An 11,977-nucleotide genomic window follows, 5' to 3' on the forward strand; every position below is an offset into this window, starting at 1 on the left:
GGGCAACCCCCTCACTATCTTCGCCGCAGCTGCGTTTCACGTCTGAGTTCGGGATGGGTCAGAGTGGGACCTCATCACAGATTCACTCAACGAATCAAGCATGGCTGTGTGCACAGCCCCATTTCTCTCACATTCAGTTCTTCAAGGAACTTAAACAACACAATATTGAAGCAATTAACGCTTTCCTGGTGTCTTTGGCGCTGTGGTCCCACTCTGACCCATCCCGAACTCAGACGTGAAACGCAGCTGCGGCGAAGATAGTGAGGGGGTTGCCCCTTGTCAAAATAGCTCGATGCCAGGTCCTCTTTTGAAACTGCGCCACATCATCACGATATGGCGCAGTTTTGCTTTTCAGTTTGTTGATTAATAGGGCAGATCTTGAAGGCCTTCAGCCTTACGATAGGTTCCTTCAAGAATGGCTACTTCTTACTGGGCAAGTGCCTCCAACCCTCCTGGAGAGTGACTTTCCTGGGCTTGGGCGGCTGCCAACTCTAGGTAGCGGTGCAAATACTCAGTTGTCAAGCCATGCAGCAGCAGCGCCCGAGCTGCCGAAAAGGGACTGTTAGGGGCCAAAGGATGCCGGTTGAGGATTACATGATTCCAGCGATAGTCGTTGGTAACAGCGCTGATATAACAGCCAAAGTTTTCGTCAAACTGCAGAGACAGCACTGCCCGTTCAAATTCCTTTGTTGTTAAACAGAGGGAGTAAAACACCTTGAATAACTCAATCGCGGATTCTAGGTCTAAAATCTGGTGCCAGCGGCGAGTAAAGTCAATCTGGGGTTGCACCGGGCGAATACTGTCGAAGCAAAGGCCCTGCTGCTGCACCTGGACGATCCAGTTCGGATTGTGGGCCTGGGCCTGGTGATAATCGTAGACAAAGTTGTAGAGAATCAAATCGTGTTCAAGAAAGGCATTGTTGGCCAAATCTGTGACGGTTTGAGGATAAAGCTGAGACTTGGGAATGGTGCGATCGGGGCCGTTGTCGATTAAGAAATTGACCACATTAGAGCCCAGTCCCAGGTGACGCACGATCAGATAGCATGCCTCTGGCTGCACCCATGTTTTGAGAAACCAGGCTGCACTACGGTGCATGAGGCCGTAGGCTTTGAACTCAAACGGGATCAGCCGCTTCAAAATCAAAATTAGCCCTAGCAAAAGATTAGCAACGAGCCGAATCGGGCTGAGTAAGTATACCCGGCTAAAACTGCGCAAGTCATTAACCATGTGGCCCTTGGCGGTTGGGTCAAGCGGAATTGCCTGGTCAAGATACAGGACATCCCACCCGTCAGGATCGAGGCGGTTATAGGGTTGAGGTTGATAGGAGGTCATAGGTGAATAGGTCTATCAATCGAAAAGATAGCAAGCGATCAAGTGGTAGATCCTGATAGCAACATCAGCCGGTTAGTCAATCACAATTTCTTCCAGCTGGAGCCGATAGAGCCGTGCTGTAACCTGCGCTGTTTTAACAATTCGGGCCGCAATCTCGGCTGTAATCCACTCTGCTTGAAAGAACGCGTTGAGCTTATCCGTATGGCTGTCATCGTTCTCGCTGTGGTAAGCCAAAAAAGAAACTTGATCTCTGGTTAGCCCCAGCTGCTGCTGAATTTGCTCGGCCCACCGTCGTGCCAGGCGGCTGCCCAACCCCTCAATAATGAACATGCTGCCGATTAAATCTACCGGGTTTAACTGCGACGCCCGGTGGAAAATGAAAGCAGACAGGGCCTCACTGCCCAGATTTTGCTCGGCGTTGACGATATCTGTTAAGGTGCCCCCCACCGCGACATAGTTCTGCTCCAGCATCTGAAAATCCCGGTGCTCCGCCTGGGCATGGCTAATAAAGTGCGATCGCACCTGAAAATTTTCCATATTTGACGCCGCCCTCGCAATCCAGCGTGCCCCTTCCACCACCTGAGGTCGCAAGTTCCGCAGCAGTGCCCGGTAGCTGTCGAGGGTAAACTCGCCGCGATTCAGCTGACGAATTAATGGAACTGATTGCAGCTGTCGCTCAAACTCCAGCCAAGTCAGCGTTAGCTGTCGAAGCAGTTCGGCGTGCACATCTGTACTAGCTGGAGGAGCTGATGCGTCAGTCACCCCCGACTCCGAGCCTGGCCCTGTCCCAGACTGCGAGCCAAAGGTACCTCCTTGAGACGCAAAAATCGGTGGCGGCATCGCCGTCGCCACCGCCGGGTGAGCCGCTGGAACTGGTTGCAACGGTGCAGTTCCAGCCACCACCGTGAGCTTGAGATAGGCCGTGGTGAAGCGGCCACTCTCGGGCACAAAACAAAAGATCGTCTGTCCTGGCTGGAGCTTGCCGCTGTGGAACAGTTCTTCCAGCATTAAATAAATTGAGGCGCAGCCGGTATTACCTCTGGTGTAGAGGTTCGTAAACCAACGCTCTTCGGGAATCATGGCGTTGGCTTTTTCCAGCAGAGCAACAATTTGACTGCGGAAAAAATGGGAGGAATAGTGGCACAGCAACCAGTCAATTTCTGTCGGGCGAATCCGTCCTGCTTCAATCAGCCGCAACCAGCCTTCGACTCCCAGCTGTACCACCTGGTCTAGCAGCCGAATATTTTGTCGCAGGTGGGTTGCTCCGGCCGCTGCTGCATCGGCCCCGCTGGGGTAGTCCATCCAGCTTCGACCCTGGGTGCTCTCTACCCCGGCGTACATGCACACCGGATGGGCATTAGCATGGGATACCAGCTCAATCCAGTCCAGTCGTAGGCTGATGCCTTCAGCATTGGGACGGCTCCGCAGCACCATGGCTCCGGCCCCATCCGACAGCATCCAGCGCAAAAACTCCGTGTCAAAAGGGACGGCCTTGCCCGCTTGGATAGCAGGTTGGGCCTCAAACTGGGTGTGCTTAAACAGGCGCGAAGCCAACTCTGATGCCACTGCTACGGCACAGCGCTTCTGACCCTGGCTGACCTGAGTTGCGGCATATTTCAGCGCTGCCACCCCCGCACAGCACACCCCTTGATGGCTGGTAGCTTCTAGGGGCGCAAACTCCTGGAGTTCTCCATGTACCATGCTGGCAAAGCCTGGGACTAGCAAGTCGGGCCAGGTGGTAGCGGCACAGAGCAAATCCACTGTTGCCGGATCGAGGTGACTATTGTCTAGGGCATTCCGCACCGCCGCCGCCGCCATTTGGTGGTTGAAATAGGTGGTTTGCTGCTGCTGGTCGAGGGCATAGTGGCGCTGACGGATGCCGTTGCTGGCCAAAATTCGGCGCTTAACCCTGGAGAGCTTGCCGTTGATTAGGCCGAGGAAGGCTTCCATTTGGTCGTTGTCAATCGGCTCCCCCGGCAGAAACTTGCCCAGGTGGGTGATGTAGGGCTGTGACATGGAACAACATGGAGAAGAGAGTAGCAAGCCGCACAACAGGCAGTCGTCGCAAACCGGCGACCATCCGTTTTGAATGCACCTGGTTATGAAATTAAGCGCCCCCAGGTTTGTATGACAGTTGACTGTGACACTTCCGTGGTCGTCGCACCGGTCTGCCCTGGCCCTAGATTTCCCGATTACCTGGTTGGATAAATACCCTGTTCATCCCTGATCTTCCCCAAATCCCCTACTCTACGGGTTGATCTGGGCAGCCTGTGCTGGGGAATGGCCAATATTGGTGATCCTTGTACCCTCCAGTTAAGTGGGTAATCGGAGTGTGTCACAGGTGTCTACGGCAGCCCCCAGTTACTCCTTAAAGGTCAGGGATGGTTAGAGCCTCGAGAAGGGTGAGCAGTAGCCCACTCTTCTTTAGTGCCTTTAGTTCTGGATCCCTCAGCCAGGGGTTGAGGAGAGTGAAAAGGCCAATTGAGAGTAGTGTTTAACCGAAAGATAAACTTTGGTATCAACTGGATGACTTGTCTAGTATCAGGAGTAATCTAATAACAAGAGGAGAAAACAAATTCCCTCGACTTCAAGTAGTTCAGTACTCGTTAAGTAGGAGGTTTTTATCTCGTTAACGTCTGAATCTATCGTGTTGAAATCAGCGGCACTTTGCTTGGCTGTTGATATTTCCTCCACTAAAGCTTAGAGAGCTCTACAATGGACGCCTAGGAAAATAATCCTGAAATGAAGGTGTCAAGGCAACTCTGTATAGCAATACCTATTTGAGGAAATTCCTCAGGTTTGTGGTTAAGTGTCGTAAGCGAATTATTCCACCTCAAAAATTCGTTTGAATCTTATTAACTAATCCCCCTGCTTTCTGCCTTCAGATTTCAGGGGGATTATGCGTGATAGGCTTTTTTCATTACAAGGGTTGGGTACAGACTTTAACTCAGCTATTTCGCTAGAGGCTGCGATCAATAGTGGTGCTTGAGATAGGACCTTTGCTGGTGGAGCTTTGTTAGCAGCTATCGTCTACAGCTTTGCGATCGCCTTCACCTTCTCCTCCTCCGACACATCGAGGTACCGCTGCAGCGCCGCCATCGACGACCACCCGCCCAGGTCTTGGATCGCCTTTAGCCGCACCCCGGCCTTATCGAGCCGAGTGGCCCAGGTGCGGCGGTTGCTGTGGGTGCTGTAGCCGCGTAACCCCAGGCGATCGCATGCCTTCCGCAGCGCCAAATCACACGCCTGCCGCGTAATCGGCCCCTCCCCACTGCGACCCGGAAACATATACCCCCGGCTCGGCAACCCTGCCTCCTCCAGCACCGCCCTCAACTTCGGATGAATTGGCACGGATCGCGTCCGCTTCGTCTTCGTCGTCGCCTTGCGAAGCACCAGCGTTTCCCCCACCATATCCTCGGCCCGCAGCTGCCGCGCCTCACTGACCCGGCAGCCGGTGTAGTAACAGATCGAGAACAGCGATCGCATTTTTGGGCTCAGCTCCCCCATCACCTGCTCAAACTGATCAGCTGACCAAATCTCCGCCTGGTCGTGGCGATTTTGCTTTGGCACGGAGTCACCTCAGAACTGGATCCAAATTAACCCTTGAAAACAAAACTTGCTCTTTTTGTAATTTAAGCAAGTATAGTTTGTGGGAATAACAAGGGTTTCAGCGGTTTAGGACAGAAAGACATCAAAACAGCGGGGCTTGTTGATAATGAACCCCTGTTGTTGAGAATAGAATGCTGTTGGATTTTGGATCCTAAAGAGTGAAGGGCTTTCAGTTTGTGGTGATCGCAGTCTTTGGAAATGTGGTTCAGGGAGCCACCGTCATTAACCAGCGCCGGGGGAAGGATCTGAAGTCAGCCACCACGGGGCACTCGTCGGGGTTGTCCATCGTGCGAATGCGATCGCAAAACTCCACGACCGATTCCATAGGGCGAATGTAGGTGCGATCACAGAACTCACAGCACCAGTTGACCTGGGCCTTGATGTGGGATGCGATCGCATCCCACATCAAGGCGGGTAAAGCTTGCGATCCATCGGTATGGTTCTAGCTCCATCCAACCATCGCAGTGTGCAGCAGTTCCAGGTCCTCCTTACTAGTAAGGTCCTCAAAAGGGCGCGACTCCCAGCCGAAGGCGTCTCCTAGGCGCTGTGTGGCCTCGTCGGGAGTAATGCCCAGGCGGCTGCACTCGATGTCGATGGCCACCAGCAAATCGCTGAGGTCAAGGACCGGCGGCGGAACATTTGGCTCTTCAGATCTGTTTTGGCTGTTTTGCGTTGTCCTGTGTTTAGCCTCGTTGGAAGTAAAGCCTCTCTTGAGTGCTGCATTTAGGAAGGCTTGCGGTTTGTGGATAGATGTCCTCTGCTCCAAGAATGCAGAGATTGCGTTTCTAACCCGCTCGGCGGCTTTGTCGGGGTTTGACTGGTAGATGCTTGCGAGAGTCTTTTCAATTGCAGGGTTTGTCCGGATCCCAGCAGCCTCAATTTTCTCAAGCAATTTACCAATACCCTCCCTGTTAGTTTCCACAGAATTGCTGTATGCAGTACCAATCTGTTCTTTTTTTAAAGTATTTAAAACAGAACTGGTACATTCTGTGGAAAACTCAAAATTGCTGAACCCCTTACTTGACAAGGGATTAGCGATTTCCACAGGCTCTCCATTTTCGGCCCCAGGTGTTGCGTGGCGATCAAGATCGTTGCGTGGAGACAACACTTGTTGCCCCGGCGCAACACTGTTGCCTAGAGACAACACTTTTTCACAGTTAGCCTGTTGCGTAAGCGCAACACTGTTGCCTGAAGACAACACTTCTCCACAGTTAGCCTGCTGAGAATGGAGCTTCACCCTGGCGCTGGTAATCTCCATATCGATCCACTCTTTGCGATCAAGCTCCTTCAGGGCGCGGCTGACGGTACTAGGGTTCATCCTCAGCTCCCTTGCCATCTCCCTTACGCCTATGTCTAAATCTCTCTCGCCAAACGGATCGAGCGTTCGCAGGTAGTAGAGTACGTTCTTTTCGCTGGGCTTCAACTCACAACAGGCCCTAAGCCATTCTTCTAAAGTCAAACGGTAGTGTAACAGCGTGGGCTTTTTAGAAACCCCCTGATTTCCGATTTTTTGTGTCAGCATGTTTTGAAGGCTAAATTGCTACTTTCGGACTTTATTTCCTGTATTGATAACGAGGATCTAGAAAGCCTTTTTCAGATAAACCTTGCTGCCTGTGGCATTGGCTCTTATTTAGCCAAATAGATAGATAGAGAGCAATTTTTTTGGAATAACTAAAGTTTTGTTAACGATCTGCCCTTAACCTGGTCGTAGCTTGAGTGTTGCAGTTCTTATGACTGCGACACTCAAGCAAAGAAAGCGCAAGCGTTGCTAGGCTAGATAACTGCTCAACGGTATAGATTCATGAATGCTCCCAAGGCACTAAAAGAGGACTTACTCTTGAGGTTGCCTTGGGACAATGGCAACCTCAAGAGTAAGTCGAGAGTGCTCCTTTAACCTGAACGTAGCCAGGTCGTGAGCCGCTTTTTATCTTGAGGATTCAACTGATGAGCTAACACCATAACTCGCCTCACCTCTGGGCTAAGAGCCTCCCCAGATTCGTCCTCAAGCTGTGCGAGGAAATCTACGAACATGTCATCAATGACTTCCTCAATAGCTTTGCGCTTATCCTCTGGAGTAGAGCGCTCATACCACTGGCGCAGCATCTTATAGGACGTCCCCATTGCATAAGCTAGCGAGTGAATCTGAGCATCGGTCAAGTTGACTTGGAACGCCCACGTAGCCCAAATATGGCGCAGCATATGGGGAGTAACACGCTTGCCAATCCAAGTGTGGCTACTAGTTGCAAACAAGTTGCTTAGAGTAGTACTAGTATGCTGCTTTCCTGTGTCTGGGACAGGAAAAAGGATGCCCCAAGGCCAATCTCCCGCAACCTGGCCACTTCCCCAATAGACTGGGCTTTCGAACTCAGCTCGGCCTTTAGTCAGCCATCGGCCATGCGTGCCTTGCAGATTCTGATTCCAGCCTGTGTAAGGCTTGGCGGTAAAGAGATTACCGACATACCAAGTGCCGTAAAGATATTGCTCTAGATAATCGTAGAGAGTTAGGCCGTCTCCCAATAGTCGGTTATGGATAATGATGTTTTGAGGACCATAGTACTTTTTTGTCTTGTACTTGGCGATTTGCTTAACCCATATTCCTTCTGGGTAATGCTGCCCCTTATATTCATAGGTTCGATACAAATAGTTGTCAACAATTAACCCATCTTGCCGATATTCTCGAGCTTCATCTGGAGGCAATGGATGCCACAATCCATCTGGTGGAACACTTTCAGGCCTTTGAGCAGGGCATGCTAGAGCAATGCGACGCGTACGAATTTCTTCCTGCCGTCGCGGTGGTTCTAAGAGTACCTCCGTCCACATCAGCAAGGTGGCATAGAACTTAGCTTGCGCAAATGCTGTGTGAAAAACTCCAGATGAACTTCGGGGACGACAACGACGAAGCAGATGTTTAAATAATCCTTCCTTAAGCACCATAAGTGCTGATTTTCCATGCGGAACATCTGGCCACTTTTTGGTTTGGTCGGCCACGTAAATCCGGCTATTATTCCAAACTTCGGTCTGTATACGAACCTCACGCTGTAGATCTCTAAGCGCTGCCATAAGAGGAATTTGGTTATATTCCTCTTCATCTTCAACTTCTGACGCGTATTGGAACTGAATGATTTTCCTGATGTGAGCGAGCCTTGATGCTCGGGTCCTAGGGCTAAAAGCGCGCATTTCATCGGATAAAAACTCAAAATAAGCTAGCACCCAACGCTTGAAATTATTCTTTTGCTCACGCCACAAATGCTTTTGCTGCTTGCTTGATAAGCCTTCCAACTCTTCATCTGTAATTTTAGGAACTAAGATAGCTAGACTTAACTGATCCAGAGGAAGCAAAGGATTGTAATAGGTAGACAACCATCCTAATATGAGGCGAGCTGTGTAGATTATGCCGTCAGTTGTGGATTGATCAATAATAGAGCCTATTCGATGTATATAGAGGGGGCTGCTACAGAATAGGGAAAACTGATCCAATTCATGTTGAAGACGTGCCGAAATATCTTTTTCCTTAAGTGCATATTTAGGCATAGGGCCGCATTTTTGCGGCATGAGAATTGTTTCCTTAGTTTGTCCATATTTGAATGGAATAGGATCTGCACATTCATGAGCAATTCGAGACGGTTCATTCCCGTTATATCTAGGGAACCATGTCTGTTGTTGGCAGCTTTTGATAAATTTCCGAATTCGAGCACCGAAAGTATTGCGGACTGCAGTCGACACACTTTGGTTGTCAAATGCAAGTTCGGTCAGGGCGTTGAGATTGAGTAGGATGCGCAAAGGCTGTTGCCTCAATAACATATCAGCAGCTTCAATCTCCGCCTTTGTCATTCGTTTTGATGAGGCTGAAAGCTGCAACCCTATTTCTGTTAGCGAATATCGCCTTAGTGCGGTGTACAGCTCATTTTTGATTCGTTGAGCTTGTTCTGGTGAATAAATGAGATCAATCTCAGCAAAATATAATTCAATCGCCTCGAATAAAGTCTTTGGATTTCCATTGCTTGATGCCATTATTAACTCCTTGGATAAATTAGGAATTGAGAATGTTGTTTGATTGACTCTTTATTAAGAGCTAATGAGTTATTTGATGATGTGTTTACTGAAGTTATGTGAAAACAAATATAATCCTTTTTATATTAAAAAACAAAGCCAATGAACGCTATATTGACGATGCAGTGCTTATCTTCATGGCTTTACCTTTTATTTTTGAAACTATTGCTGTTCAATCGATTGAGACTTAAATAAGAGTGCGCACGTCAATATATAAATTTGTGTTATTCAATATAATTGGGCTATTCAATAAAACCTAATGTATTGGTATTGGGTGATTATTGACAATCACCCAATACTATTTATTCTATTCCCGCCCAGTTTCCATCAAAATTGGCTCTTGTATAAGAGCTGAAGGGGGTGGTGATATGACTTTGAGTTCACCTCGACCAATATTTTCAATAAATTGAGAAGCGGAAACACCTAGTGATTCTGCCTGAGACTTAATACCTCGCCGGGCTGTCTTAGTTATTCCATAGCTAACAGGCTCTTTGATTTCATCGTATAGCTCGGGTACACCACGTCTTGATTGCTGCCCTTTTCGGATCGGCTTAATTTGAAACGATTTGCGCTTCGGCATCAATGTCACCTAAATAAAAGCCAGGCTTCAATCTGAAGCCTGGCTTAGTCTTAACTAGTTGGGTTTATGAAGTCTATTTTTTTGGATTATGTGAACTTAAGTTATGCCCAGATCCACTCAAAATAGCCAAAAGGGTGTTGAACAGCCGTTGATTGTATAGGTTTGCAAGTCTTTTCTTGTTTGAAAGGCTTTCCTCTGTGCCAATAGAAATCATCAATATAAACATCTTGAGCCTTAGAATTAAAGCTCTTGTAGTATTGAGTAAAACTAGTTTTAAGTTGATGGCGATGATCCATCAGAACTAAGCGAACATGGCCTGAAAGACCGCTCCGTTCTAATGCAGCTCGAAATTTTTCAGTTTCTTCTTTAAAGGGAAGATTGCTACGTCTGCCGGTAGTATCCCAGGGCTTATTGCAGAAAATACGCCGATAGTTAGATAAAGAATAGCGTTGGTCGTCCTTAGATATTGGGAGAGCATAACGACTGACAGAGCCATGCTTACAATCCAACTCGAAATCGCATTTTTTTACTTCTAAAAATAGCTGCTCCACAGTGGTGATAGAAGTGGGTATGCAGTTCTTTAGACATGTCCAACCCGCTTTTAGTAATTGGAACCAGGCCATCGTCACATTCGTACAGACAAAAATGTTGTTTCGTGTGGGTTCAGGTAATATCTCTGCAAAGTGACCGTCGGGGTAGTTGAGTGGATCTGGTATGACCCCGTGGAGACGATGGGCTAAGGCGATAGATTGGGCTTGGTAGAAGCAGGATAAAGTTTTTAGCCAACAAGCCATCTCAGGTGTTTGAGGCAAGTTGACTTCGCAATCTCTTGGAATCTTGCCGTATTCATAGGCTATCCGGTAGAAGTTCTCTCCTTCCTCTGTTTTCGGTAAATAGAGTTCGCGAAAGGGAATATACTTTCGTTCGATATGGAGCCGTTCGTCTTCCTCTTTCGATTTCTGTAGCCATTGATGAATCTGTTGTCGGGTATCAGGCCGCTTTCGAAGCTCGTAGCGGTAATCCTCCAGTATGCAAGAGCTCTTGAACAGCGCCTCGCTGACTAGGACTAGCGGTATCTCCTGGAAGTACTCCGCCGACCTCAAGGAGTTGTCCTTGTAAGTCTGGTTCTCGGGCTTGGTGAACATGATGTCCAGTCGGGACTGGACGTCGATAACATCTAGTTCTTCTAAAGATTTCTCTGGAGGGATTGAAAACGTTTTCTTCTTCATCAAATGGCATGACCTGAAGTTGGATTTTCAATCGGCAGAAAGCAGAATATTCAACTTATTCTAGGGTATTTGACGGTGAACGGCACCATGTTGAACTTGAGTGATTCGGTCATACCCGTGTGATCGAATCTCCCTGACGCGCCATACTCCCGTGGCGATGTGGAGAGGCTGCCCTCATGCCCCATGTTCATAAGCAAATATGCTCTGTGCCAGTAGCACTGAAAAATGGACTGATTTTGGCCTGTTCTGGCTTGTGCCAGTTGTCGCAAAGCCTGATTTCGCCGTTCTACCTAAAAGTCGAAGCTAAACCTCTCAATTGACTTGGATGCCTTGTGGGGGGTGGGCTTCGGCAGGAGAGGCAGCTACGGCATGGTTGCGGCGCGGGCAACTAGTCAACTGATTTCGAAGCTCAAAATCATTATTCACTCAATCGCAAAGCTTCCTATCCTCCTCTGCCACAGAGGGGCTGCTTTTCAAATAACCCCGCACCTCCTGGCAAACATGATCCACCAAGGTTTCTAAATCCCAGGGCCAGAGCTTGGCGGTGCCGTCGTGACTGGCGGTGGCCAGGGTACTGCCATCGGGGCTGAACTGCACGGCCCAAACTGGCCCGCTGTGGCCGTCGAGGGAGGTAATCAGGGTGCCGTCGCGAGTCCAGAGCTTGGCCGTGCCGTCGACACTGGCGGTGGCCAGAGTACTGCCGTCGGGGCTGAACTGCACGGCTACAACCGCATCGCTGTGGCCGTCGAGGGAGGTAATCAGGGTGCCGTCGCGAGTCCAGAGCTTGGCCGTGCCGTCCCAACTGGCGGTGGCCAGAGTACGGCCGTCGGGGCTGAACTGCACGGCATTAACCGGCCTGCTGTGGCCGTCGAGGGAGGTAATCAGGGTGCCGTCGCGAGTCCAGAGCTTGGCCGTGCCGTCTTCACTGGCGGTGGCCAGGGTACGGCCGTCGGGGCTGAACTGCACGGCTACAACCGCATCGCTGTGGCCGTCGAGGGAGGTGATCAGGGTGCCGTCGCGAGTCCAGAGCTTGGCCGTGCCGTCGCAACTGGCGGTGGCCAGGGTATGGCCATCGGGGCTGAACTGCACGGCCACAACCGGATCGCTGTGGCCGTCGAGGGAGGCAATCAGGGTGCCGTCGCGAGTCCAGAGCTTGGCCGTGCCGTCGACACTGGCG

General features: G+C 49.9%; 9 protein-coding genes and 1 rRNA gene. 1 reads left to right on the forward strand and 9 read right to left on the reverse strand.

All coding sequences use genetic code 11. The annotated features are described in order from the left end of the window. Nucleotides 1-184: 184 nt before the first annotated feature. A 5S ribosomal RNA gene (gene rrf, locus NF78_RS27760) occupies nucleotides 185-301 on the forward strand. A gap of 125 nt (nucleotides 302-426) precedes the next feature. On the opposite strand, the gene NF78_RS27765 is transcribed toward rrf, so the two are convergent. From NF78_RS27765 to NF78_RS27800, 9 genes are all read right to left on the reverse strand, one after another. Next, the gene (locus NF78_RS27765) at nucleotides 427-1,332 is read right to left on the reverse strand and encodes a DUF6999 family protein (RefSeq protein WP_035995014.1); all 906 of its coding nucleotides are present in this window, start codon (nucleotides 1,330-1,332) and stop codon (nucleotides 427-429) included. A gap of 72 nt (nucleotides 1,333-1,404) precedes the next feature. Continuing rightward, the gene (locus NF78_RS27770) at nucleotides 1,405-3,348 is read right to left on the reverse strand and encodes a beta-ketoacyl-ACP synthase III (protein WP_035995017.1); all 1,944 of its coding nucleotides are present in this window, start codon (nucleotides 3,346-3,348) and stop codon (nucleotides 1,405-1,407) included. A gap of 1,014 nt (nucleotides 3,349-4,362) precedes the next feature. Then, nucleotides 4,363-4,902 (reverse strand): tyrosine-type recombinase/integrase, encoded by a 540-nt coding sequence (locus NF78_RS27775; RefSeq protein ID WP_035995019.1) that lies wholly within the window; start codon nucleotides 4,900-4,902, stop codon nucleotides 4,363-4,365. A 244-nt stretch (nucleotides 4,903-5,146) separates the two neighbouring features. Next, nucleotides 5,147-5,350: a hypothetical protein gene (locus NF78_RS27780; RefSeq protein ID WP_156120016.1), complete on the reverse strand. Its 204-nt coding sequence runs from the start codon at nucleotides 5,348-5,350 to the stop codon at nucleotides 5,147-5,149. Nucleotides 5,351-5,383: 33 nt separating this feature from the next. Next, complete coding sequence (locus NF78_RS28715; RefSeq protein WP_052051090.1) at nucleotides 5,384-6,463, reverse strand: MarR family transcriptional regulator; 1,080 nt, start codon at nucleotides 6,461-6,463, stop codon at nucleotides 5,384-5,386. A 368-nt stretch (nucleotides 6,464-6,831) separates the two neighbouring features. Then, a complete protein-coding gene (locus NF78_RS27790; protein ID WP_156120017.1) occupies nucleotides 6,832-8,952 on the reverse strand; it encodes a hypothetical protein in 2,121 nt (706 codons plus the stop codon). A gap of 346 nt (nucleotides 8,953-9,298) precedes the next feature. Beyond that, complete coding sequence (locus tag NF78_RS31705; protein ID WP_156120018.1) at nucleotides 9,299-9,571, reverse strand: hypothetical protein; 273 nt, start codon at nucleotides 9,569-9,571, stop codon at nucleotides 9,299-9,301. A gap of 101 nt (nucleotides 9,572-9,672) precedes the next feature. Then, nucleotides 9,673-10,800 carry a hypothetical protein gene (locus tag NF78_RS27795; protein ID WP_035995028.1) on the reverse strand — a complete coding sequence of 376 codons (1,128 nt, stop codon included), beginning with the start codon at nucleotides 10,798-10,800 and terminating at the stop codon, nucleotides 9,673-9,675. A 426-nt stretch (nucleotides 10,801-11,226) separates the two neighbouring features. Further along, nucleotides 11,227-11,977, reverse strand: a 751-nt coding sequence (locus NF78_RS27800; RefSeq protein ID WP_035995031.1) for a WD40 repeat domain-containing protein, incomplete at its 5' end; no start/stop codon positions are given.

This window comes from Leptolyngbya sp. KIOST-1 (genome assembly GCF_000763385.1).
Lineage (GTDB): Bacteria > Cyanobacteriota > Cyanobacteriia > Phormidesmidales > Phormidesmidaceae > Nodosilinea.

Coding starts and splice junctions, on each gene's coding strand:
- NF78_RS27790 (WP_156120017.1), bottom strand. CDS start 8,952: ATGGCATCAAGCAATGGAAATCCAAAGACTTTATTCGAGGCGATTGAA.
- NF78_RS27795 (WP_035995028.1), bottom strand. CDS start 10,800: ATGAAGAAGAAAACGTTTTCAATCCCTCCAGAGAAATCTTTAGAAGAA.
- NF78_RS27770 (WP_035995017.1), bottom strand. CDS start 3,348: ATGTCACAGCCCTACATCACCCACCTGGGCAAGTTTCTGCCGGGGGAG.
- NF78_RS27765 (WP_035995014.1), bottom strand. CDS start 1,332: ATGACCTCCTATCAACCTCAACCCTATAACCGCCTCGATCCTGACGGG.
- NF78_RS28715 (WP_052051090.1), bottom strand. CDS start 6,463: ATGCTGACACAAAAAATCGGAAATCAGGGGGTTTCTAAAAAGCCCACG.
- NF78_RS31705 (WP_156120018.1), bottom strand. CDS start 9,571: ATGCCGAAGCGCAAATCGTTTCAAATTAAGCCGATCCGAAAAGGGCAG.